13 protein-coding genes are annotated in these 24,782 nt (G+C 42.0%); 4 read left to right on the plus strand and 9 right to left on the minus strand.

What is annotated here, in order from left to right; genetic code table 11:
• Window positions 1-6 precede the first annotated feature (6 nt).
• From NPUN_RS19060 to NPUN_RS19075, 4 genes are all read right to left on the minus strand, one after another.
• Window positions 7-726, minus strand: a complete 720-nt coding sequence (locus NPUN_RS19060; RefSeq protein WP_012410130.1) for a nuclear transport factor 2 family protein — start codon at window positions 724-726, stop codon at window positions 7-9.
• A 130-nt stretch (window positions 727-856) separates the two neighbouring features.
• Window positions 857-1,582 (minus strand): pyridoxine 5'-phosphate synthase, encoded by a 726-nt coding sequence (locus NPUN_RS19065; RefSeq protein ID WP_012410131.1) that lies wholly within the window; start codon window positions 1,580-1,582, stop codon window positions 857-859.
• Between the two features lie 107 nt (window positions 1,583-1,689).
• Window positions 1,690-2,031, minus strand: coding sequence for a DUF5615 family PIN-like protein (locus NPUN_RS19070; protein ID WP_012410132.1), 342 nt, complete (start codon window positions 2,029-2,031; stop codon window positions 1,690-1,692).
• A 3-nt stretch (window positions 2,032-2,034) separates the two neighbouring features.
• Window positions 2,035-2,361, minus strand: a complete 327-nt coding sequence (locus NPUN_RS19075) for a DUF433 domain-containing protein (protein ID WP_012410133.1) — start codon at window positions 2,359-2,361, stop codon at window positions 2,035-2,037.
• A 146-nt stretch (window positions 2,362-2,507) separates the two neighbouring features.
• On the opposite strand from NPUN_RS19075, the gene NPUN_RS19080 reads away from it, so the two are divergent.
• The 3 genes from NPUN_RS19080 to NPUN_RS19090 all read left to right on the plus strand — a co-directional run bounded on the left by NPUN_RS19080 (window position 2,508) and on the right by NPUN_RS19090 (window position 11,257).
• On the plus strand, window positions 2,508-8,483 hold the full coding sequence (locus NPUN_RS19080) for a trifunctional serine/threonine-protein kinase/ATP-binding protein/sensor histidine kinase (protein WP_012410134.1): 5,976 nt from the start codon (window positions 2,508-2,510) through the stop codon (window positions 8,481-8,483).
• A 101-nt stretch (window positions 8,484-8,584) separates the two neighbouring features.
• Window positions 8,585-10,486 (plus strand): sensor histidine kinase, encoded by a 1,902-nt coding sequence (locus NPUN_RS43470; RefSeq protein ID WP_012410135.1) that lies wholly within the window; start codon window positions 8,585-8,587, stop codon window positions 10,484-10,486.
• A 132-nt stretch (window positions 10,487-10,618) separates the two neighbouring features.
• On the plus strand, window positions 10,619-11,257 hold the full coding sequence (locus NPUN_RS19090) for a Uma2 family endonuclease (protein WP_012410136.1): 639 nt from the start codon (window positions 10,619-10,621) through the stop codon (window positions 11,255-11,257).
• An 85-nt stretch (window positions 11,258-11,342) separates the two neighbouring features.
• Here the strand turns inward: NPUN_RS19090 and NPUN_RS19095 are convergent, their stop codons facing one another.
• The 5 genes from NPUN_RS19095 to NPUN_RS19115 form a co-directional block, all read right to left on the minus strand.
• On the minus strand, window positions 11,343-13,868 hold the full coding sequence (locus NPUN_RS19095) for a caspase, EACC1-associated type (protein WP_012410137.1): 2,526 nt from the start codon (window positions 13,866-13,868) through the stop codon (window positions 11,343-11,345).
• 27 nt (window positions 13,869-13,895) lie between these two features.
• Entirely contained in the window at window positions 13,896-14,276 is a 381-nt protein-coding gene (locus NPUN_RS19100; protein WP_012410138.1) for a hypothetical protein, read from the minus strand.
• A gap of 404 nt (window positions 14,277-14,680) precedes the next feature.
• On the minus strand, window positions 14,681-16,366 hold the full coding sequence (gene ilvD / locus NPUN_RS19105; RefSeq protein WP_012410139.1) for a dihydroxy-acid dehydratase: 1,686 nt from the start codon (window positions 16,364-16,366) through the stop codon (window positions 14,681-14,683).
• A 175-nt stretch (window positions 16,367-16,541) separates the two neighbouring features.
• Complete coding sequence (locus tag NPUN_RS37830; RefSeq protein WP_012410140.1) at window positions 16,542-19,178, minus strand: hybrid sensor histidine kinase/response regulator; 2,637 nt, start codon at window positions 19,176-19,178, stop codon at window positions 16,542-16,544.
• 616 nt (window positions 19,179-19,794) lie between these two features.
• Window positions 19,795-22,896 (minus strand): hypothetical protein, encoded by a 3,102-nt coding sequence (locus NPUN_RS19115; protein WP_012410141.1) that lies wholly within the window; start codon window positions 22,894-22,896, stop codon window positions 19,795-19,797.
• A 516-nt stretch (window positions 22,897-23,412) separates the two neighbouring features.
• Between NPUN_RS19115 and NPUN_RS19120 the strand changes: the two genes are divergently transcribed.
• On the plus strand, window positions 23,413-24,693 hold the full coding sequence (locus NPUN_RS19120; RefSeq protein WP_012410142.1) for a hypothetical protein: 1,281 nt from the start codon (window positions 23,413-23,415) through the stop codon (window positions 24,691-24,693).
• The last annotated feature ends 89 nt before the right edge of the window (window positions 24,694-24,782 follow it).

Here is a 24,782-nt window from a genome sequence, read left to right on the forward strand (position 1 = left end):
TATCAACTAACTCTTACGGGATTTCTTGAACCAAGAACTGAACGGACAAGCACTTCCCGGCTTTTGGGCATTTGTTTGTTTGCCACCAAATGTTAGCTTTTCTAAGAACAGATTATTGTCGAAGTAGTGTTCTAAGGAAATAACCTTCAAGTCATCGGTAACTTTTGCAATGCTCATGCCGATAATTTCTATTGTCTCTCCAGTAGGTGCATGGCCTTTATATTCTCCGTTAAAATGTCCCCAATGCCGCCATTTGAATGTGACATTTGGTGGCCCTGAGAAAACTTCCAGCACTTCCCAAGGAAATCCTTGGGGAAATGTTGTGTGGAAGACTTTTGCGGATGATTCAAAGCTTTCTTCTGAAGCCTTGTAATGCTCTGAATCAGCCATAAATAGATTGTAAGTACCTTGGGCTGATAAATCTGCTGCGGTATACTCTACTCCGCCATTGGTACTCACTCGAAACTGTTCATTGACAATAGATAACCATTGTTGCGGGTTAGCTTTGAAAGATACCTCCATCTCGAAGGTTCGCACTAAGTTTTGCACGATCGCTTCCAGTGTACCTTCAAGGTGATTATGGATACTTTCTTTGGCAAGATTTTCTTTAGAACGAGAATAATCAGGCGGTGTCTGATAGCGCCACTCGACATCTGTGCTTTCTGCTATCACTTTATCTCTATCCTGTACCCAAAGTGGCAGGTTGTTAGACTGTGTTGCGCTCATAGAAGTTTTTGCTGAAGATTTGATCCCAATTTCTAGATTTCGCAGTGACAACCCCTCTCTTTGGGAGTGCTGAGTACTGAGTGCTGAGTAGGAGCAGAGGAAGAAGAATTAGTAACCAATGCCCAATGCCCTATGCCCCATTCCCCCTTATAGCTTGCTTCATCTCGCGGACTGCCCTTTCTATACCTACTAATGCTGCCCGACTGATGATAGTATGACCAATGTTCAGTTCTTCCATGCCTGGAAGTGCAGCCACCGGATAGACGTTCCAGTAGGTGAGTCCATGACCAGCGTTGACTCGCAATCCAGCTTGAATGGCTTGTTGACACCCTTTAGCTAATATGGCTAATTCTCGGTGGCGATTTGTTTCATCCTTAGCCTCAGCATATTGTCCGGTGTGCAATTCGATAAACTGCGCCTGTACCTTGACAGATGCTTCGATTTGTGCGGGTTCGGCATCGATAAATAAACTAACTGGAATGCTAGCGCTTTGCAATTTATCGACTATCTCACCTATTCTAGCAATTTGACCAATAATATCTAGTCCGCCTTCTGTTGTGACTTCTTCGCGCTTTTCGGGGACTAAAGTCACGTAATCTGGTTTGATATCAAGTGCGATCGCTAGCATTTCTTCTGTTGCGGCCATTTCTAAATTAAGATGCGATCGCACTGTTTGCCGCAATATACGCACATCCCTGTCTTGGATATGTCGACGATCTTCGCGCAGATGCACCGTAATTCCATCAGCACCCGCTAATTCTGCCAGCACCGCAGCCGCCACCGGGTCTGGTTCTACCGTCCGCCGCGCTTGCCGGATGGTGGCAATGTGGTCAATGTTAACGCCAAGTGTAGGCACCCCAAATTTCTCCCAAATCCACAATCCTCAGAACTTGATTTTACCGGAAATAGTGGGAGTTTTGCTTAAGAAGCTCAAAACAAATTGAAGACGAGCTTCAATTATTTTCAACTGGTAGGGCGTACAATGCGAATCAAGTTACCTATCAATGATTCCTCTTGATTAATTGCTTCATTAATTCGAGTTGCCATTCGAAACCTATCAGTATCATTTGTACAAACAATAATACCTAAATGTTTAGGTGAGCTTCTATGCAGTTTGATAAAATCTTGACGATTTAGTGTTATTACAGTTCGATTATCGGCGATTGCAAAGGCTAACACTTCGTCATCTGGAATGCCTAAATTTGCGTTACCAGCTTCCTGTACAGTTAAAACATCATGTCCCATTGTTCTTAACAGTTCACTAACTTTCTGTGGGAACATCTCATCAGCGTATAAACGCGCCATGATTTAAGCAAACTCATTAGCACGAATCGCAGCTTCAATTTCTTCAGGATAAGCATCTGCATATATCCAAGCATTAACTAAATCAGCCGCGCCAATATGAGGATAATCTTGCAAAAGTTGGACTTCAGTAATTCCCAAGCGACGTGCTTCAACTAATAGCCAAATTGCAATACGAGTTCCAGCAATACAAGCTTCTCCACCACAAATACCGGGTGTTTTCGTGATCCCTTTTGCCCCGATGTTGATGGTTTGAGTTAGGCTTTGGATAATTGCTGCTTTTTCTGTTGGAAGTAGTGCCAGGATTTGATTTTCTAGTTCTTGAAGAGTCATAACTTATCTTAGCTCAATTTTTATTGTACTTATTAACAAAGTTTAGGTGTTAAATCTCCGTTACAAAACGTAATTGCGTTAGCAAAAGCAGGTTTTTGGGCACAATACTTTAAATAAATAGCTAATTTATGAAGAGTTAATGAAGTATGAATACAGCAGTTGAGCCGATTGACAAGCTTTTGAACTATCAAATTAGCGAACAACTTTATACAGGCTCTAGAACCTTAGTTTACCGTGCAATTCGAGAAGCCGATCAACTACCGGTTGTAATCAAACTGCTCCAGCAGGAGTATCCCACCTTCAACGAACTGCTGCTGTTCCGAAACCAGTACACGATCGCTAAAAATATTGACCTACCCGGTATTGTTCGTCCCTATAGTCTAGAACCTTATCGCAACAGCTATGTTTTGGTGATGGAGGATTTTGGCGGCATTTCCCTCAGAGATTGGCTCAATCAAAAAATGGCGAGCAACCAATATACTTTGACAGAGTTCTTAGATATTGCGATCGCTCTGAGCAATATTCTTGACGGACTCTATCGCCATCGGGTTATCCACAAAGATATCAAGCCTGCCAACATCCTCATCAACCCGGAAAGTCAGCAAGTCAAGTTGATTGACTTTAGTATTGCCTCTCTTTTACCCAGAGAAACCCAAGAAGTTCACAGTCCTAATGTCTTAGAAGGTACTCTCGCCTACCTTTCCCCGGAACAAACCGGACGGATGAATCGTGGAATTGATTATCGCAGTGATTACTATTCTCTCGGCGTTACCTTCTATGAATTACTGACTGGACACTTACCTTTTCAATCCAACGATCCGATGGAATTGGTTCACTGTCACATTGCCAAGCAACCAGAAGAATTAAAAGGCAGGGAGCAGGCTTGCCATGAGCTTGTCCTGAGCGTAGTCGTTGGCGCAGCCTCTCGTAGAGAAGGGCGTAGCCGAACGGGAGCAGGAGGTAGGAGGGAAGAAGAAATTCCTGAAGTTCTTTGTAACATTGTGATGAAATTGATGGCGAAAAATGCTGAAGATCGCTATCAGAGTGCATTAGGGTTGAAATTTGATTTAGAAAAATGTTTGTCTCAATTGCAGGAAATAGGCTCGATTAAATCCTTTAAATTAGGTGAGCGGGATATTTGCGATCGCTTCATCATCCCAGAAAAACTTTATGGTCGCCAAGGCGAAGTTGAAAGTTTATTGGATGCCTTTGAGAGAGTCAGTCAGGGAAGCACTGAAATTATGTTGGTAGCAGGCTTCTGTGGTATTGGTAAAACTGCTGTGGTTAACGAAGTCCACAAGCCAATTGTGCGACAACGAGGTTACTTCATTAAAGGTAAATTTGACCAATTCCAGCGCAACATTCCTTTCTCTGCCTTTGTGCAAGCCTTTCGAGACTTAATTAGGCAACTGCTGAATGAAACTGATGCCCAATTTGAGCAGTGGAAGTGCAAAATTCTCTCTGCTTTGGGTGAGAACGGACAAGTGATGATTGAGGTGATTCCAGAACTGGAAAGTATGGTTGGTAAACAGCCTCCTGTACCAGAACTCTCTGGGAGTGCGGCACAAAATCGTTTCAAATCGCTGTTTTTGAAATTCACTCAAGTCTTCACTGCCGTAGAACATCCATTAGTAATCTTTATTGATGATTTGCAATGGGCAGATTCTGCTTCTTTAAAGTTAATGCACTTATTAATGAGCGAAGTTGATATCGGCTATCTACTGTTAATTGGTGCTTATCGAGATAACGAAGTTAATCCAGTACATCCGCTAATGCTGACTTTAGAAGAGATTCAGAAGTTAGGTGCTACAGTTAATACAATTACCTTAGCTCTCCTCGAGCAAACACCCGTCAATCATTTAGTTGCAGATACATTAAGTTGCTCCCTAATGTTAGCCACACCGTTAACAGAGTTGATATTGAGCAAAACCAAAGGTAATCCTTTCTTCAGTACCCAGTTTCTCAAAGCGCTACACCAAGATCAAATAATTACATTTAATTTTGACGGTGGTTATTGGGAATGTGATATTGCTCAAGTGCGATCGCTCGCCCTTACTGATGATGTAGTAGAGTTTATGGCAATTCAGCTTGAAAAATTGTCAATAGAAACTCAAGAAGTTTTGAAATTAGCGGCTTGTGTGGGAAACCAATTTGATTTAGCCACCTTAGCGATCGTCTATGAACAGTCTGAGGCAACAACGCCAGATGAGTTATGGAAAGCACTTCAAGAAGGATTTATTATTCCTAGCAGTGATATTTACAAATTCTATCAACAGCAAGCATTGGTAAATAGCCACAATGACTATGGACAAATAACCAGCAGCTACAAATTTCTTCACGATCGCATTCAGCAAGCTGCCTATTCACTAATTCCTGACAATCAAAAGCAAGTTACTCACCTGCACATTGGGCGTTTGCTGCAACAAGCGACGACTGTAAATGAACGAGATGAGAAAATTTTTGCGATCGTCAACCACCTTAATCAAGGGGTCACTTTGATTAGCGATCGGCAGGAGCAACAGGAACTCGCGCATTTAAACTTGGCGGCTGGGCATAAAGCCAAGGGTGCAACAGCTTATGCAGCAGCTTTAGACTATTTCAACACAGGTATTGCCATACTAACGAGTAATTGCTGGCACAGCCAATACAATCTCGCCCTCATCTTGTATGAAGGAGCAACAGAATCAGCTTACCTCTGCACCGATTTTGAACAGATGGAACAGTTAGCTGAGATAGTACTGAATCATGCCAAATCCTGGCTGGATCGAGTAAATATCTACAGTATTAAAATCCAGGCTTGCATGGCACAACATCAGCAGCTAGAAGCCTTGCAATTAGCACGAGAAATCCTAAAGCATCTGGGAGTGCATTTGCCGGAACAACCCACCCCAGCAGACATCGAACAGGCACTGAGGCACACCCAAACCTTGCTCAATGGCAGTTCAATCGAATCTTTGTTGGAATTACCGCAAATAGCCGCACCGGAGAAAAAAGCGGCAATGGTGATGTTATCCAGCATTATTTCTGCGGCTTATCAAGCTGCTCCTGACCTTTTGCCCCTGGTGATCTTTGCCGAATTCCATTTATCAGTAGAATACGGCAATGCTCCAGAATCGACTCATGGCTATGTAATGTATGGGTTGACCTTGGTTGCCACATTGGGAGATATTGACGCAGGCTATCGGTTTGGGCAACTGGGGATGAATCTTATGCAACGCATTCATGCCCCTAAACTAACTGCTAAAACCATTTTTGCCTTTAACTGCTTCCTTAGACATTGGCAAGAACCTGCAAAATCTACCTTGGAAGGATATTTACAAGCTTATGCCAGTGGGCTAGAAAGCGGTGATATCGAGTATGTCGCTCTCAGCCTGATGTGTTATTGCTACACAGCTTACTGGGGTGGTCAGGAGCTATCTGCCTTAAGACAAACAATAGAAGTGCATTGCAAGGTCATTCAGCAATTGCGCCAGGATACCTGTTTGCACACACAAAGTATTTATCATCAGGCTGTAGTCAATTTGTTGGAGGTTGTGCTGGAACCTGAGCGGTTACTTGGCGAATACTGCCATGAGGATGAAATAATTCAGCTTTACGTCAAAACGAATCAGGAAGCAGGACTATATCAGGTTTATTTCAATAAACTTTTCCTTTCCTACCTTTTCCAAGACTATGAACAAGCGTTAGAAAACGCCAAACTTGCAGAACCGTATTTGGGTGCAATCACAGGACTAGTGATGCTTCCTCTGTTTTACTTCTACGATGCACTAGTTCGATTAGCGGTTTACCCAACTGCCAGTAAGACAGACCAAATCAGAATTATAGAACGGGTGAGGGGCCATCAAGAAAAACTCAGCACTTGGGCGGCTCATGCACCAAGTAATCAGGCTCACCGCCATGCTTTAGTAATCGCAGAAAAATGTCGAGTCTTGGGGACCAAAGCTGAGGCAATTGAGTATTACGATCGCGCCATTGCTAAAGCCAAAGAAAACGAATACCTCAATGAGGAGGCTCTTGCTAATGAACTCACAGCTAAATTTTATTTAGAATGGGGCAAAGAACGCATTGCTCAAGAATATTTGATTAATTCTTACTATTGTTACACTCGCTGGGGTGCTAAAGCCAAAGTTGATAATTTAGAACAACGTTATCCACAATTGCTAGCTCCCATATTACAACAGAAGCGTTCACGAAGTGACTCTGAAAGAGTATCGCCACTCACCCACAATGATACGATCGCAAATATTGACAGCATTACTACCTTCCACTCAAGCATTCATAAATCAGCAACATCTAACAGCAATACGTCAGTAATGCTAGATTTGGCAGCGGTTCTCAAAGCCTCTCAGACTCTTTCCAGTGAAATTGAACTGGATAAATTACTTACGAAGCTGCTACAAGTGGTAATTGAAAATGCTGGAGCCGATAAGTGTGCGTTACTACTGCTCAAAGAAGGTAGATTGCTAGTTGAGGCGACCACTGAAGTTGGACACCAATCAAGGTTGTTACAGTCCATTTTTGTAGAAGATAGCGCAGACATTCCCCATAGCCTAATTTATGCGGTTAAACGCAGCCTGCAACCTACCGTCATCCTTGATGCAACAGTGTATCCGATGTTAATGGTCGATCCCTACATCATGCGTCAGCAACCCAAAAGCTTGCTGTGTACACCGATTCTCTATCAAGGCAAATTGTTGGGGATTTTGTATTTAGAAAACAATCTTACTACTGGGGCATTTACCAGCGATCGCGTCGAAATTCTTAATCTATTATGTACTCAAGCTGCAATCTCCCTAGAAAACGCCCGACTTTATCAGCAAGCACAAGATACTCTAGAAAACCTTGGACAGACTGAACAATTCTTACGGTTAATTATCGACAATATCCCTCAGTCTGTTTTCTGGAAAGACCGCAATTGTGTTTATTTAGGCTGTAACTATAACTTTGCTCAAACTTCAGGTGTAGAATTGCCAGAAAATGTTATTGGTAAAACAGACTACGATCTTTCTTGGACTCGTGAGGAATCAAATTGGTATGTAGAGTGCGATCGCCACATCATGGAGTCTGGACAAGCTGAACTCAATATTATCGAAACATTGCAGCAAGCAGACGGAAAACAAATCTGGTCGAATACAAATAAAATTCCCCTACGCGATAGAGAAGGAAACGTTTTTGGCATCCTTGGCACGTCTGAAGACATCACCGAATACCACCAAGCACAACAATTGTTGCAACAGCAAAAACAAAAATTAGAACAAGCATTGCAAGAACTAAAAACGATGCAATTGCAATTAGTACAAGGTGAAAAAATGTCTGCCCTTGGTAACTTGGTAGCAGGTGTTGCTCATGAAATCAATAATCCTGTCGGCTTCATTGCCGGTAACATTGAACCAGCTAAAGATTATATTAAAGACTTGTTTGCACTGATTAATCTTTATCAGCAAAAGTTTCCCAATCCCGGCTCAGATATTCAAGATGAAATTGATGCCATCGACCTGAATTATTTACGCGAAGATTTACCGAAATTACTGGAATCGATGAAATTGGGTGTTAACCGTATTCGTAGTATCAGTACCAGTTTGCGAACCTTTTCCAGAGCAGATAAGGATTATAAAGTTCCCTTTGATATTCACGAAGGCATTGACAGCACTATTCTAATTCTGAGACATCGTTTAAAAGCTAACGAAAATCGTCCGGCAATTGAGGTGGTGAAGAATTATGGCAAACTCCCCCTAGTCGAATGCTTTGCTGGACAACTTAATCAAGTGTTTATGAACTTATTAGCAAATGCCATTGATGCACTTGAGCAATACAATACAGAGCGGAGTTTGGAAGCAATTCTAGCTAACCCCAATTGCATCACCATTCAAACCCGTGTAGCAAACTCAGGGGAGCATGTTTTGATTAAGATTTCTGATAACGGGGTGGGGATGTCACCAGAGATCAAAGAACGAGTATTTGACCATCTATTCACCACCAAGCCTGTAGGCAAAGGCACTGGATTAGGATTAGCGATCGCTCGTCAAATTGTGGTAGAAAGACATGGCGGTTCACTCTCCTGCACTTCAGAACTTGGACAGGGCACAGAGTTTGTCATTCAAATATCTACTCAACAACAATAATGATTTCTGTTAGCGGTAGCGAGGCTTTAGCTCGTACTTTCTACTTTACTCAGCACTCTTAATTTTTGGTTTTCAAATTTAAACTTCTAGCAAATCGCTTTATGATCTTTAAATTATACAAAAGTTGGTTGGAAACCAACTCCCAAAAGTATCCTGCAATGGACAAAAACCACTACTCATTTAAAGATCGATCGCGTAATTTCATATTACTATCAATTTTGGTGATTTTGTCCATTAATATTAGCGTCACCGCTATCATTAGTTACAACATTGTGAAAGGGTTGTTGCTCAATAGTCTCAAGCAGCAAGCACTGTTAAAAACACAACAAGGTCAAAATGATATTGATAATTGGTTAGCCATTCGGAAGACAGAAATTAAAACTCTGGCAAATTCTGCTGTAGTGCGATCGCTAGATTGGCCGATGATAGAACCTTACTTGCAATCTGAGGTGAAGCGGCTAGAAACGTTTTTGCTCATGGCGGTGAGCATACCAGATGCTACATTAATGAATACTCAAGGCGATCGGCTCAATGTTAAAGATCGAGAATTTTTTAAGAGGAGTATGGTTGGTGAAACGGTAGCTGCCGATCCAATTATTGGACGCACAACCAATCAGTTACAGATTCAGATTAGTTCGCCGATTCCTGCCGAAACAGGCACAAAGCCAGCAGGTGTATTAATGGGAGGAATTCCGATTAACCGAGTAGTTGAGGTCATCAACAATTTACGTCAAGGCAAGGGCAGCTATGCCTTTGCGCTAAATTCTCAAGGAATTCCCATCGCCCATCCCGATACTGAACTAATTGGTACACCGGAACAAGCCGCCCATAGTTTTCTCAATTCACCCAGTCCCAGGCTAGCTGAAATTACTCAAAAGATGGTGGCTAGACGCACAAATATTGAATTGGCTCAACTGGATGGCAAGTGGAGCTATATTGCTTATACTCCCCTGAGAGAAGCAAATTGGTCGGTAGCTTTAGTTGTGCCGCAAGAAAATATTGAATCGCCATTGCAGGCATTGAACCTATTGGCTACGGTTCTGGGAGGATTGCTAGTGGTTGGATTGGTCGGTGGATGGCGACAGGTGCAACTATACGAACAGATTCGCGATCGCGCCTTGATTTCTAGCCAGCAAGCGCAACAACTCAGCAAAACCTTGAAAGAATTGCAAAATACCCAAGCTCAACTCATCCACACCGAAAAAATGTCTAGCCTGGGACAACTAGTGGCTGGAGTGGCACATGAAATCAATAATCCCGCCAATTTTATCCATGCCAATCTCAACCATGCAAGCGTTTACAGCCAAGACATCCTCGATTTGCTCAAGCTTTATCAACAAACCTATCCAAATCCTACGCCCGAAATTAGCGATCGCATCCAAGACCTTGATATTGAGTTTCTGGCAGAAGATTTACCCAAGCTAATGGCATCGATGCAAGTGGGAACCAAGCGCATTCGTCAAATTGTGCTGTCGCTGCGTAATTTCTCGCGCCTTGATGAAGCAGACATGAAATTTGTGGATATTAATGAAGGATTAGACAACACTCTGATGATTCTAAATCATCGCTTGACAGCCACGCCTAATCAACCAGAAATCCAGATCGTTAAGAAGTACGGTGATTTACCCCTAGTAGAATGCTATGCAGGGCAACTCAATCAGGTGTTTATGAATGTTCTAGTGAATGCGATTGATGCCGTAGAAGAGTCATTAGTAAAGAATCAAGGACAAATTTGCATTCGTACTGAACTCACTAATGAAAAACAAGTGATTATTCAGATTTCCGATAATGGTATTGGGATGTCAGAAGAGATAAAGCAACGAGTATTTGACTATATGTTCACTACTAAACCTGTGGGTAAAGGAATCGGATTAGGGATGGCGATCGCTTATCAAATTGTTGTGGACAAACATGCAGGAACTATTGAAGTTGATTCAACCCCAGGATGTGGAACAGACTTTACCATCCGTATTCCTTTAAAAAGTAAAAGCTCAATACATTGAAATAGATAAAAATTATACAAGTTATTTTTTGGCTAAATTCTACCCTCATTCTCAAAGGCGATATACTTTAAGAAAGTTGATTTGTGAATTTAATCTGCTGTAACAGCTACTACATCAACTCTCTGAGGTAATATGCTTTTAAAATTGCAACAAATTATTGTTAAACCTGGTCAACAAATGTTGCTAAAAGATATTAGTTGGCAGCAGTTAGAAAATATTTTAGAAGAAATGGGAGAGAGGCGTGCTGCACGTATTTCTTATAGTCATGGTTGGTTAGAAATTATGGTTCCCCTACCAGAACACGAAAAAGATAAAGAACTTATTGGTGATTTAGTCAAAATTTTGTTAGAAATACTCCAAATTGATTTTGAACCTTTTGGTTCCACAACACTTAAAAATGAGCGAATGCGGCAAGCAGTAGAACCAGATACCAGTTTTTATATTCAAAATCAAGCTGCTGTAATTGGGAAAAATCGCATTGATTTAACTATAGACCCACCACCAGATTTAGCAATCGAAATTGATATTACTTCTCGAACTAGATTTAAAAATTATGAAATTTTGGGAGTTCCTGAACTTTGGCGACATACACAACAAGGTTTAGAAATTTTCTTGCTCAAAGAAGGGAAATATATAAAATCAGAATCTAGTCCTAATTTTCCTGATATCCCAATTGTTGAATTAGTGAATAAATATGTTCAGCAGTGTTTAACAATTGGCAGAAGTCAAGCTATGCGTAATTTTCGAGATTGGGTAAAGAATAATTTATAAGAATGCGATCGCTATTTTTGAATGCCAGAATAAACAAGTGCGTAGTTTACCGCCGTAGGCATCGCTATTAAGTAAAACTGCAAAACTAAGGTTTAATAAGCACAAATTCGTATTTATCAGTGCCAGGTATTTGTTGAACTTTAACTAAAAAGATGTCATTATTTATGCGATCACCTGATTGTGCAAACTGAATCTTTCCTGTAGCACCATCGACTGAAAAACTTGGGCTGTGCAGTACTTGTTGTAATCCCTCACGTGTACTATTTTGCTGCAAGCCTGCGACAATTGCTTTAGTTGCATCATAAGCCGTAGCCGTTCGCCAATTCACGCGCCCGCGCCAAAGTTTTTGAGAATTTTTTAAAAAAGGATTATCAGGAAATGCTGCGGGATGCCAAGGCGCAGCGAGTACCATACCGTTGATATTGGCTTTCCCAACTTCTAATGTTTCAATTGTATAAAGTGTGGGACTACTGAATAGTGCTAACTGCCCTTTATTAGCTTCTGCTACTGCTAAACCTTTCTTAATTTGGTCGATGTAGAGACCTAATACCAAACCATCCGCCTTACTATTGATAGCCTGAGAAATGACTGCACTAGGGTTGAAATTAGAGGAAGAAACATCACAATTTGTAGTATTAATCTTGCCCCCAGCAGCCGTTATTTTTGTGAGTAATTCCTCTTTAAATGACTGATTGTCAACTGCTTTAAAATCAACACAAATAAGAATATTGTTTTTTTTCATTGTTTTGATAGCATAACGAGACAAGCTATCAGCCATTAAACTAACATTGGGAACAGTGCGGAAAATATAGTTACCAGTATTAGAAAGGTTTTGGGCAAAACTGGTAGGAGATATCATCACTAACCCGTTTTTTTGATAGACATAAGCTGCGGGTATAGAAGCATTACTGGCATTGTGCCCAACCACAGCCAAAATTTTGGTATCCTTAACAAACTGATTGGCAATCTGTACGGCATCGGTTGGGTCATTATTATCATTAGCGATCGCCAACTCCAATAGTTTGCCATTAGGACTGCCACTGTTATTTACTTCATCTTGGGCTTGAGCTGCACCGCGTAGTATCTCTTCTGCGACAGATTGAGTTGTACCGATAGGTACGCTCACGGCAATTTTGAGCCGATCTACTTTCTGGCGAGCTTTAGCATTGTTTAAGTAAATTAATGCTTCTGGGTCAGTGGAATTAGTTTTTCGATAAGCATCAAACTTTTCAATAGCAGTCTTACAGTCACTGTTAGCAAATGCTTGAACTCCAGCTTTTTTATCTGGGTTTGTATCTGGTTTTAATAAAATTTCTTCACCCAAGCTAATTCTATCACCTAAAGTAAACTCCTCTTTGGTACAGGAGTTTTCTATTGGCGGAACTCCAGGTTGAGATTTACTTCCTGGTCTCAAAAGGTAGACTACAGTACCGCCAATAACTAATCCGATTACTCCGATAATGCTAGCTGCTATATAGTTAAATTTGCCAGGTTCGGGAGGTGGGGGATTGACAATTACCGGAGGTGGGGTAAGTGGCTGTTCAGCAATTATTGGAGCTTCTATTAGGGCTATATCTTCATCTCTAAGTCCTAACGCTTGCTGAAGACGTTTCAAATTAGCGCCAGTTCTATCGCTGAGAGGAAACCCTTGTCTAATCTCGTCACGGAACGCTAGCTCATATTGCTGTAATTTTATCCTTTTGTTTTCGATAGGTGCTAAAACCTGAGTTTCAATTGCAGCAGCATCCTCAGATGATAATTGCAGGGTCTCTTGTAATGCATCCAATGCAGTGCGACCAGCAACAGAAATTTTACCGTTCCCGCCCTCTACCCAATACTCAACTTCTCGAAGATATGTGAGTCTGGGATCGTTACTTGGTGCTTTTGCAAGCTTTATTTTAAAGCCACCTTTGACAGGATATATCTCTGGTTTCATGGCTGGCGTACTTTCTTGGACCTTCTTGGCAGCGTATTCATGCAATTCATCAACAGAAATCCAACCATCTTCATCGCGGTCTGCTGCACCAGTCTCTAACCCCTCAACTATGTAGCTGGTGTAAGTTGAGGTATCTACCCCATGCTGTTCAAAAGCAAATTGAGTTGAAGTCGAAGATGTAAGAACAGCCCGCCCTTCTCCACCCAATTGGTTCTTGACATCCACAAAACCATCATCTTTAGCCGCCATACCCTCTGCAAATGCGCCGCTAAAGCAACAATCGAGAATCACTACCTCGCGTTTGGAGCGACTATTGCTCATAACCTCATGGACAAAGTTAGCCGGTACTGTTGTTGCCCTAACTGGTACTCCCTTGTCAGTTTTACGGGTATTACGAGCCGCAAAGTAAAGCTTACCACTCTCATCTTTAATGCCATGTCCAGAAAAAAATAGCAGCACGAGGTCATCTTTTTGACGATTATCAAACAAGATTTCGATCGCTTCCTCCATCTCATGCCGTTGAGGGTTCAGCAGCACTTTGACATCATTAAAACCGCCAATCTCTGGGTTCTCTAAAACTCGCTGTATTGCCTCGACATCTTTTGTCGCTGCTGGCAATGGAGTAAGACCAGGTTCATACTCACTGACTCCGATTAGCAGTGCTACTTTTGCCATCTCCCTATTCTTCCTTGCTAATGGAATTTATGAGTTGCCCGCGATAAACTTTTGAGCTTGTTCAATAGCGGCGTTTAACTCTTGCTGACTGCTAGCTTTCACCTTGAGTTTTTTACCGTTAGCTTCAACTTCCAACTCAATAGTTTTGTTACCCAAGCGATCGCCCAAAAATCCCAACAATTTCTTAAAATTGGCAAGGCTCACCTCGGCCTGCAACACTCCTACCAAAAAGCCACCAACAGATTTGGCTCCTTGAGGTATTTCTGTAACTGCTACAAGTTCAGCACTTTCTACATCTAATTCTTTGATGTCTCGCAGCAGATTCCGTGTTTCCTGTTCTTGTTCCTCTGCATCTAAGTCTGGATTAGAAAGAGCGATCGTCAGTTTGACGTTAGATTCAGAACTCATTTTGTGCCCTTTTAGGTTTTTCAGCAGTTGATGGTCAATTGTATTTCTGTAGTATATCGATTGACATCACCTCTTCTATGTAAATTTCCGGAAACTTCTTCAAAATTTTTACAAAAACTCATAAAATTTAGGTAAAAATCTGGTATAAACACAGAACATCTTTCTTCAATAGCTTCAAAACTTAGAGGCATCAATACTATTTCATCTGACAAGTTGTTTTGATACAGCAGTTTTTTTACCAACGCTTGCGATCGCAAAGGAAGCTACTGAGTTTATCCTTGCAACTTCCTGGCGATCGCTAGATCAAACTATTACGGCGTAAATGCAGCAACGCTCTCAATTAACCAGAAAAGGGGCAAACTCCCCTTGTTAAAGGCGAACTTGCGCCACAGTTGTCAGGTTAATTAAAACAAATCCAAATCTGTCACAGCACCGATGCTGCTAGAAGATACCAGTTTGGCATATTTCGCCAACACGCCTTTGGTGTAACGTGGAGCGGGAGGTTGCCAATTAGCACGACGACGAGCTAATTCTTCTTCAGATATATTCAACTGCAAAAGGCGTGCGGGTGCATCAATGGTAATACTATCGCCTTCTTCAACAAGCGCGATCGCACCACCCACTGCTGCTTCTGGAGCAACATGACCAACCACCATGCCATAAGTACCGCCAGAAAAGCGCCCATCGGTAATTAATCCCACCGCATCACCCAAGCCAGCCCCGATAATTGCCGAAGTGGGAGCCAACATTTCTCGCATTCCAGGGCCGCCTTTGGGCCCTTCGTAGCGAATAACCAAAATATCACCAGCTTGAATTTTACCCGCCAAAATTGCATCTAAAGAGGCTTCTTCCGACTCAAACACCCGTGCAGGCCCGGTAATGACTGGTTTTTTCACGCCGGTAATTTTAGCGACAGCCCCTTCCGTTGCCAGATTACCTCTGAGGATGGCTAAATGTCCTTGAGCATACATCGGGTTATTCCAAGCCCGAATCACATCTTGATTGGCAGATGGCTCTTCGGGTATGTCTGCTAATATCTCTGCAATGGTTTGACCGCTAATGGTGAGACTATCACCATGCAATAAGCCATGTGCGAGTAGCATCTTCATGACTTGCGGAATGCCACCAGCTTTGTGCAAATCTGTAGCGACATATTTACCGCTTGGTTTTAGATCGCACAAAACGGGAACACGGGCGCGGATTGTTTCAAAGTCATCTAGGGTTAACTCTACATTCGCAGCGCGGGCGATCGCTAAGAAATGCAATACTGCATTGGTCGAACCACCCACCGCCATAATCACAGAGATGGCATTCTCTATAGATTTACGGGTGATAATTTGCCGGGGTAAGATTTGCTTCTTGATGGCTTCGACTAGCACAAAGGCTGATTTTTCCGTGCTGTCGGCTTTTTCGGCATCTTCGGCTGCCATTGTGGAAGAATAGGGTAAACTCATTCCCATCGCTTCAAATGCTGAAGACATGGTGTTAGCTGTGAACATTCCCCCGCAGGAACCAGCGCCAGGACAAGCGCGACTTTCGACTTCTAATAATTCCTTGTCGTCAATTTTTCCCGCACTGTATTGACCAACAGCTTCAAAAGAACTGACAACGGTTAAATCGCGTCCGTTGTAGTGACCGGGTTTAATTGTGCCACCGTAAACGAATATTGCCGGGATATTCATCCGCGCGATCGCTAGCATTGCGCCTGGCATATTCTTATCACAGCCACCAATGGCTAGTACACCATCCATACTTTGTCCGGTACAGGCGGTTTCGATGGAATCGGCGATAACTTCCCGCGATACTAGGGAATATTTCATCCCTTCGGTTCCCATTGAAATCCCGTCGCTGATGGTAATTGTGCCAAATATTTGCGGCATTGCTCCGGCGGTTTTAATCCCAGCTTCTGCCCTCTGTGCCAGTTGATTTATCCCCATATTGCAGGGGGTGATCGTGCTGTAACCGTTGGCTATACCGACAATGGCTTTATTGAAATCTTCATCTTTAAAACCAACTGCCCGCAGCATAGCTCGATTTGGCGATCGCTGCACTCCTTGCGTCACTACTTGGCTTCTCAAATTCTCCGACATCTTTTTTCCTTCCCTGGCATCATCGCTTGTATTGCGATTGTATTACCTGATTTTCTCATGTATACGCGGCGCGATGGAACATGAGTAAGCATTGGTAATTTTCTATTAAAACCAAGACTTACGCATAAGAGATACCCCCTAACCCAATATGCTTGGGTTGAACAAAGTTTTAAGACTATGGCTCGCTCAATAAGTTGTTAATAGCGTGTAATAATTGACGGAAAGTGTAAGGCTTCTTCAAAAATATATTGATACCAGCGTTAGCAGCATCGGCCATTTGGCTGTCCGTGCTCATGCCGCTGATGCCCATAATCTTGACTTGTGGATTCATTTGTTGCATTATGCCAATTGCAGTTAACCCATCCATTGACGGCATCATCAGATCCATCAACACCATACTGATTTGATTTTGATGCTGGGCATATAATGAGATTGCCTCGATGCCATTAATAGCTGTCAAGGTTTTGTAGTTGTGGTCTTCTAGCAAAGTTTTGCTAATCTCTAGGATAGCGGCTTCATCATCTACAACTAGAATTAATTCTCCGTTGCCATTGAGCAATTCCAAGTTTTCTGCTTGTTGCTTTGTACTTTTGTTCAAGGCTGGTAGGTAGACTTGGAATTGGGAACCTTTGCCTACCTCACTAAACACTTTCACAAAACCATTGTGGTTTTTGACAATCCCAATCACAGTTGACAAACCTAAGCCAGTGCCTTTACCTGGTTCTTTAGTTGTGAAAAATGGTTCAAAAATTCGCTCTAAAATTACTGGAGAAATCCCAAATCCTGTATCTGAAATAGTTATGACTATATAAGGGCCCACCTGGGCATTTAAATTCATTTTGGCAAAATTTTCGTCAACGAATAAATTTTCCGCAGAAATAAATAATGTACCGCCTTTGGGCATTGCATCACGAGCATTGACGCACAAATTCATTAACACCTGATGAATTTGAGTTGGATCTGCCAAGATAGTCCAGAGTTTATGTCTAGGTACATTATTGATAATTGCGATCGATTTTGGAAATGTGCTTTGGATAATTTGCTCAATTTCTAATAGTAGGTGTTCTATTTTTAAAGAAATGCCGTTGCCTTCTGACCGACGAGAAAAAGTCAGAATTTGTTTGACCAAATCCGCCGCTCGTTTAGAATTATGTTCAAGAAGCTTCAGCAGTTGTTGATTACGTGCATCTAGATTGGGAAGTTTGAGCGCTAACATTTCCACTGAGGACAGAATGGGCGTAAGGATATTGTTGAGGTCGTGGGCAATGCCACTTGCCAATGTGCCAAGACTCTCTAGGCGCTGGGCGCGGAGAAATTGGGCCAGGAGTTGTTTTTTCTCTGTGATGTCGGTGTCAACAGAGAGGATGGATTTGGGTTGCTCTGCTTCATTACGCATCAATGTCCATCGGCTTTCCACGATAATTTCTTTGCCGCCCTTTGTCACTTTATGTAACTCACCTTGCCATAAGCCAGAGTCAAAAACATTTGTTAAAGCCGCTTGCAATTGCTGTGAGCTTTCTTTGCATAGTAACTCCTCAAGGTTCTTTCCCAAAGCCTCATGAGCTTCCCAACCATATAGACGTTCTGCACCTTGATTCCAGAATAAGATTTGGTTTTGGAAATTCCGCACGATAATCGCATCAGAAGCTATATCTAATAAAGCTGCTTGTTCGCGGATTTTTTGTTCTGCCCATTTGCGCTCAATGGTCGTAGCTAACACATTAGCGATCGCTTGCAAAAAGTGAATATCATTTTGGGTAAACTCTCGCTGTCTAGTTGTGTGTGCGCCTAAAACACCCAGAGGTTGTTTTTGACCTTGAATGATGACGCTCATGCCACTGATCACTGAGTGGTTAATCAATAACGGCGGCCCTTGAAACCGTGTTTCTTTCCGCAGGTCACAAACAATTACTGGCTCATGGGAAAGTAGTGTATAGGAAGCTTGAGTCTCATTCCCTCCACCTAATTCTAATTTAAAATTTCCCACTAATCCTGGCTGCCAACCGACTCCCGATCGCAAGAATAAGCTGTTCTCATCTGGCAGCAATTCTAAAACTTTACTGTATTCCACCTCAAGGCTTTGAGTAACCAGGACAACAGCTTCGTCCATTAATTTGTAAAGGTCGATATTAGCTAGAGCTAACTGGCCCAATTTAGCTACGGCTGCCTGCTGGCGCACACGCGCTCTTAAACCAGCTTCCACCCGCTTGCGTTCAGCGAGTTCAGTATGTACCTGCTCATAAAGTTGAGATTGCTGGATGGCAATGCCCACCTGTACTGCCAATTGTTTGAGAAAATCGATTTCCCACGTCTGCCACTGGCGGGGTGCTGCACACTGGTTAGCAACTAATAATCCCCACAATTTTTTTCCTTGCAAAATTGGAACCGCCAAGTTTGCCCTGACTTGAAACTGAGTAAGTAAATCGCGATGGCATTCAGTCAGACCTGCTGTATAAATATCTGCAATAGCTTGGATGCGCCCATGACTGTACTCCTCGCCGCGAGTTTCCATGAAATAAGTGTCTTGAACTTGGGTATTCAGGATAGCAATCCAACGATCATCAACAGACTCTACCACCACCACCCCACTGTAGTCTGGTTCAAACTGATACATGAACACTCGATCTACTTGCAGGAATTGACGGACTTCAGTAACGGTAGTGTTGAGAACCTTGTCCAAATTCAAACTCTGGCGGATGCGCTGGGCAATTGCCATCACCAATCGCTGCCATTGAATTTGCTGTTGTAGTGCCTCCTCTGCCTGCTGACATTCTGTGAGGTGACACATTGAATTAAATTCATCATTGTTCATCTGTAATATGCCTGATTTAATCCATTAGGTTGTCAATACCTGTGGTGACTGCTGGTTACGCCTCTAGGCTATTGCCTGTAGCCCATACTTTGTAGAAATAGATATAGTTAAAAGTATCTGATAATGCAAGGATATAAATTTTACAAAGAAAGGCAGAGGGCAGATCGCGCAGCGTGTCGCAGACAAGGCAGAAGGAAAGAAGTATTAATAAAAACTTTAGTTGTGGGTCTAAAGCCCACTAGTATAAAAAGATTTGTGTCGAGTAGAGCGTCCTTACTTCAATCCCATGTTTTTAAACGTGGATTCCCTTCTGCTTTCTGAAGGCAGTTGTTATTTATATAGTTCTTCCTTACCTTAAAAGGTGTGCCGATTCAATTTATGTTTTCTTTATTGCACCATAAATTATGATTTGTAACAACTTATAATAACTGTATATATATTGAGTTAGTGAATGAAAAAAGCGATCAATATGGCTTAGACAGAGTTTTTTACTCTGTTTTGACCGTTAGCAATTAAATTAAACCTTACTGATAAATTATTATAAAAAAAATGGTATTCATTTGTATAAAATGAATACCACTCTCTATTGCTTAAAATTATCGATAACAGAGATATTTTACCCAGGTAGAGTTATCCCAGTCACAGCGATCGCACCTGCAATCGCACTGGCTGCAAGGGAAGCGATCGCTGTTCCAAATAACCACCATGCAGCATTTGCAACGGTTTTTTTGGTTTCTTCGGCTTGCTTTTTAGCTTGCTCTTGGATCGCTTTCAAACGTTTTTGGGTTTCTTTTTGGATGCGTTCGGCTCGTTGCAACACGCCATCCCGCGCCGCTTCTATTTGGTCGATAATCCGGTTAGCATCTGCCTCAGAGATATCCTGACGAGAACTGATAACAGCAACTAAGGTGTCACGATCGAACTGACTGAGGCGATCGCGCAATGCTTCAAATCCAGCTTGCGGATCGTCGAATACTTTGGCAAAGTCTTGCTTAATGCCTTCATAGTTGAGTTCAGAACGATTTAGGGAGTTAAGATAGTTGCGAACTTTGGCGAAAATTCCATCCAGCACTGATTGCACCTTCTGCTGAATCTGCTGAAATTGTTCGACAATGGAACTGCGGACAGAATCAATTTGATCCACAATCCGGTTAGCTTCTTCTTCTGAGATGTCCTCACGTTGGGATAACAGCGCCACGATTGTGGAACGGTCAAATTTTGAGGCGCGATCGCTTAAACTTCCAATTCCAGCGCGGGGAGAAGACAGCAGCAATTGTAAATCGCGTTTGATTCCTTCGGGGTTGAGTTCGTCTTTGTTGGTATTACGCAGATATTCTTCAAGATTAGCTTCAAAATCTAAAGCTTGTTGAGCAGTACGCTTGGCTAAACGTCGTGGCGCTCTTACAATGTCGCCAATGGCATCTTGTACGCGATCGATGATCTGATTAACTTGCTCTTGGCTCAAGTCTCCGCGCTGACTCACCAGTTGGACTAAGGTTTCTCGATCGACATGAGATAAGCGATCGCGCAGTGCTAAGGCTCCAGCTTTGGGATCTTCGAGTAATTTTTCCAAATCGCTTCTAATACCTTCGGGATCGAGTTCTTCCAAGTTGGTATTGCGGAGATATTCGGCGATGGCTTTTGTAGTTTTTTCGTACTGTTCTCTCGCCTGTTGCGGAACTTGCAAAATACTATCTCTGACTGCTTCAATTTGATCGAGAATTTGGTTTACCTGTTCTTCGCTCAAATCTTGACGCTGACTGAGCAATTGTACCAATGTGTCGCGGTCAAATTGCGATAGGCGCGATCGTAATAGGCTAATTCCGGCTTGCGGATCGTCTAGTAAAATTCTAAACTCACGTTTGATGCCTTCAGGATTGAGTTCGTCTTTATTAGTATTCCGCAAATAATTTTCAACTCTTTGACGCAGTTCATCAGCTTTCGCTTTTGCTTGTTCTTGCAATTCTCTAGCACGATTCAAGATATTATCGCGGTTGCGTTCGAGTTGATCAACAATATTATTAGCTTCCTCTTCGCTGACATCTTGACGCTGTTGCAGCAATTGTACAAAAGTATCGCGGTCAAATTGTCCGAAGCGGCTACTTAAATCTTCAAACCCAGCTTCTGGATCTTCTACTAACTTGGCAAAGTCCCGTTCAATACCTTCAGGGTTGAGTTCTTCTTTCCCAGTAGAACGGAGATACTCTTCGATGCGCGTGCGCAAATCTTGCCCTTTTTCTCGTGCTTCGGCTTGTTTTACAGTTTCCAGAACTTCCGAGCGAGCGCTTTCCATTTGTTCGGAAATTTCTTTCACCCTGGGTTCACTGAGATCGCCTCGCTGATTCAGCAAGTTGGTGAAATATTCTTGATTGATTTCTTCTAACTCTCGTCTCACAGTTGTCGGATCTGCGTTTACGTCATAGATGATTTCTTTAAATTCATCTAATAGCGTAATTCGGTTAAAATGCCAGGGAAATGAATTCAATATGTAATCTTCGACATCTGCTTTAATCGTGTTTTCAAGTGATATTGGTAGTCCTGCAGATATTTGCTCAGTGGCTTGCTCTCTAAACTTTTGAAATTGTTCTGTTACTTGCTCAACATCGACATCTTGAACTTTTTCTTTCAGCTTTTGCAACTGAGTTGTAATTTTGTTCACATCGATATTAGAAAGGTTAACCCGATCGAGAACTGCTGGTGCAGCAGCAGTCAAACCATATCGAATAGCTTGCTTAATTACACCATTACCATTACCACCTCCAACTGTAACCAGTTGTTGAAGGCGCTCACCCAATTGCTCGGAATTGAGTTCTTCAGGAGTCGCAGACTTAAGTAAATTGATTACTTGTTCTGTGGGATTTTTTCGATTTAAAGCTTCTTGCCAAGCACCTTGAAGTTGGTCAGCAATGCCGTTGATATCTTCTTGAGATAAATCTGTGCGAGTGCTGATTAAATCAACAAATGTTTGACGATTAATATTTTGTAACAAATCGCTATTAGCAACAGATTGTAAATCTGTATCTTTAAGAAGCTGGTCAAATTGGTTGCGAATTTCTTTGATATCCAGCTTTGGCAATTGCAGAGAACTTAAAGAACTTTGGAGAGTATTTTTAATCCCTTCAGAATCAAAACCTGAAGTTAATTCTCGCCGGACTGCGGCTGTAATATCTTCCGCAGTCGAAACTAACTGTTTTTTTGCAGTATTAGCACTGATACCAGCAGTTGCTGTACCCATCAGAGCTTGAAAACCAGAAGTAACAGTATTAGAGATAGAACCAATTAAAGAACCTACGGCTGATGAACCCAACCAAATTACTAGTGAGAAATAGGTAGACCAGATGACTACACCAATAATTGATCCTAAGAATGCACTTTCGATTAAGCTAAGTTTTACAGCTAGAAAGCAAGCAATAAATAATGCAATGCTCGCAGTTATTAACACCCAACTACCAACTTTTCCTTGAACCTTACGAATTGTCTTACCCAAACCTTCTGACTCATCATCGGAATCTGAATCAATTTCCCAAGATGAGATTCCGACAGCAACTGAAAAGTTTGTGAATAACAATTGAAAAGCAAATGCCATCGAAACCCCAGCCAGCAATGCCACCAAGAATTTAGGCCCAGAAAAAAGCACTGATGCTTCTTCTGGAGTTAGTGCTTCCTGAGCTAAAGTTATCGGCGCTAATCCTAAAATAGTTGCAACACCTTGAAACATAATATTTTCTCACTTGCACTCAATTAAATACCCATTTATAAAATGGCTTATTTATCAGTTTAATTATCAAATATATAAGCTAACACTTTCTTAAGTAATAGGTTCATTTGCCAAAAGTCGTATTTTGAAGTTTATTATTTTTTTCATTAAATAAAACTTTATAATTTTGCCACATTTCACATTTTTACGAAATATTTTTTATTAATATCAAAGTAAGCTCTATAAAAAAGAATCTAAGTACATAGCAGTTATCAAAAGGGTGAATTACTCTTTTATACAGAAAAAATCAATGTTTTTCGTGTCCACATCTAGCAAAATTCATAAAGTTAAGATATGTAAGTGTTTCTAAAAACATAATTTTATATTTATTCATTTAGATAAAAACACCTATACCTAATGATAGAGACAAAAATTCTTCCAAGCGATTGATGAAACTTAAATCTAAACATGTATTAATAAGACTATTACAAGCTATAAATTTGTGAATAATTGATTGTTGCTGAGGAGAAAAAGATAATGGTTGTAGGTGTACATAAACGTGCTGTAGGTGTATTTTCTAATCGTCGAGATGTTGAACATGCGCTACATGAATTGAAAAAAGTCGGCTTTGACATGAACAGAGTTTCTGTCATTACGCAAGATGGAGACAGAGAAGATATTGCTGGGGCTGAAGTGCGTGATCGCGTCGGTGATAAATCTGATGAAGGCGCTAAAGTTGGAGCTGCAACAGGTGGCGCTTTGGGCGGATTGACTGGTTTATTAGTCGGTCTTGGTACTTTGGCAATTCCTGGAATTGGGCCAATTATGCTGGCTGGAGCCGCAGCAACCACTCTAGCTACAACTATTGCTGGTGCTGGGATTGGTGCAGTAGCTGGTAGTTTGCTTGGTGCATTGATTGGTTTAGGAATTCCCGAAGAACGAGCTAGAGTTTATGACGAACGTGTAAGACGAGGACACTATTTAGTGATCCTTGATGGCACAGATACAGAAATCGCTAGAGCAGAAGCAATTCTCCATCAGCGTGGTGTCGAAGAGTTTGGTATTTACGACAACCCAGATGCGAGAAATGCTGATTATGTTGCTCCAACCCATAACGTAAATGTGGCTCATACTGGTGTTGCTAGACGCGCGATAGGAGTCTTTCCTCATCGCCGAGATGCAGAAGCAGCACTCACAGAATTACGAGATGCAGGTTTTCCCTTAAGTAGAGTCTCCATCATTGCCAAAAATACAGACGGTCATGGGATCGCTGGTGTAGATGTAGATAGGAATGTTGGAACAGGTAATAAAGCAGACGATGGTGCTAAAACTGGAGCAGCTACAGGCGGTGTTCTAGGCGGCTTGACTGGCTTATTAGTTGGTCTTGGAACTCTAGCAATTCCTGGAGTTGGGCCTGTGATTGCTGGTGGTGCAGTAGCAACAGCTTTGGCCACAACCTTAGCTGGTGGTGCGATCGGTGCAGCTGCTGGCGGTATTGTTGGCGCACTGGTTGGCTTGGGAATTCCTGAAGACAGAGCGCGGGTATATAGCGATCGCTTCCAAAGAGGCGACTACTTGGTAATTATCGATGGTACGGAAGCTGAAATCCACCAAGCTGAAGCGATTCTCAAGCGTCGAGGTATTGAAGAATTTGCTATTTATGATGCTACTGATTTAGGCGAACATCGGCCAGGTTCCGACCGAGTAATCCATCATGACACAGCAGTAGCCAATCCCATTCACCCCAATCACTCAACAGAGCCTCATATTAACGATCCTGCTGTAGTCATTGTTGACCGTCGTGATGAAACACTTTAATCCAAAGTAGTTTTCACTGTCACTAATTACACACAATTGCAAGAGCAAGAATTCAAAAACTTGCTCCTCACTTCACCGTAAAAATCAAC

It is taken from the genome of Nostoc punctiforme PCC 73102, assembly GCF_000020025.1.
In the GTDB taxonomy this organism is placed as follows: Bacteria; Cyanobacteriota; Cyanobacteriia; order Cyanobacteriales; family Nostocaceae; genus Nostoc; species Nostoc punctiforme.

Bases quoted from the DNA above. Each gene is read 5' to 3' on its own strand.
- NPUN_RS19060 (WP_012410130.1), bottom strand. From the start codon at position 726: ATGAGCGCAACACAGTCTAACAACCTGCCACTTTGGGTACAGGATAGA.
- NPUN_RS19070 (WP_012410132.1), bottom strand. From the start codon at position 2,031: ATGGCGCGTTTATACGCTGATGAGATGTTCCCACAGAAAGTTAGTGAA.
- NPUN_RS19075 (WP_012410133.1), bottom strand. From the start codon at position 2,361: ATGACTCTTCAAGAACTAGAAAATCAAATCCTGGCACTACTTCCAACA.
- NPUN_RS19080 (WP_012410134.1), top strand. From the start codon at position 2,508: ATGAATACAGCAGTTGAGCCGATTGACAAGCTTTTGAACTATCAAATT.
- NPUN_RS43470 (WP_012410135.1), top strand. From the start codon at position 8,585: ATGATCTTTAAATTATACAAAAGTTGGTTGGAAACCAACTCCCAAAAG.
- NPUN_RS19090 (WP_012410136.1), top strand. From the start codon at position 10,619: ATGCTTTTAAAATTGCAACAAATTATTGTTAAACCTGGTCAACAAATG.
- NPUN_RS19095 (WP_012410137.1), bottom strand. From the start codon at position 13,868: ATGGCAAAAGTAGCACTGCTAATCGGAGTCAGTGAGTATGAACCTGGT.
- NPUN_RS19100 (WP_012410138.1), bottom strand. From the start codon at position 14,276: ATGAGTTCTGAATCTAACGTCAAACTGACGATCGCTCTTTCTAATCCA.
- ilvD (WP_012410139.1), bottom strand. From the start codon at position 16,366: ATGTCGGAGAATTTGAGAAGCCAAGTAGTGACGCAAGGAGTGCAGCGA.
- NPUN_RS37830 (WP_012410140.1), bottom strand. From the start codon at position 19,178: ATGAACAATGATGAATTTAATTCAATGTGTCACCTCACAGAATGTCAG.
- NPUN_RS19115 (WP_012410141.1), bottom strand. From the start codon at position 22,896: ATGTTTCAAGGTGTTGCAACTATTTTAGGATTAGCGCCGATAACTTTA.
- NPUN_RS19120 (WP_012410142.1), top strand. From the start codon at position 23,413: ATGGTTGTAGGTGTACATAAACGTGCTGTAGGTGTATTTTCTAATCGT.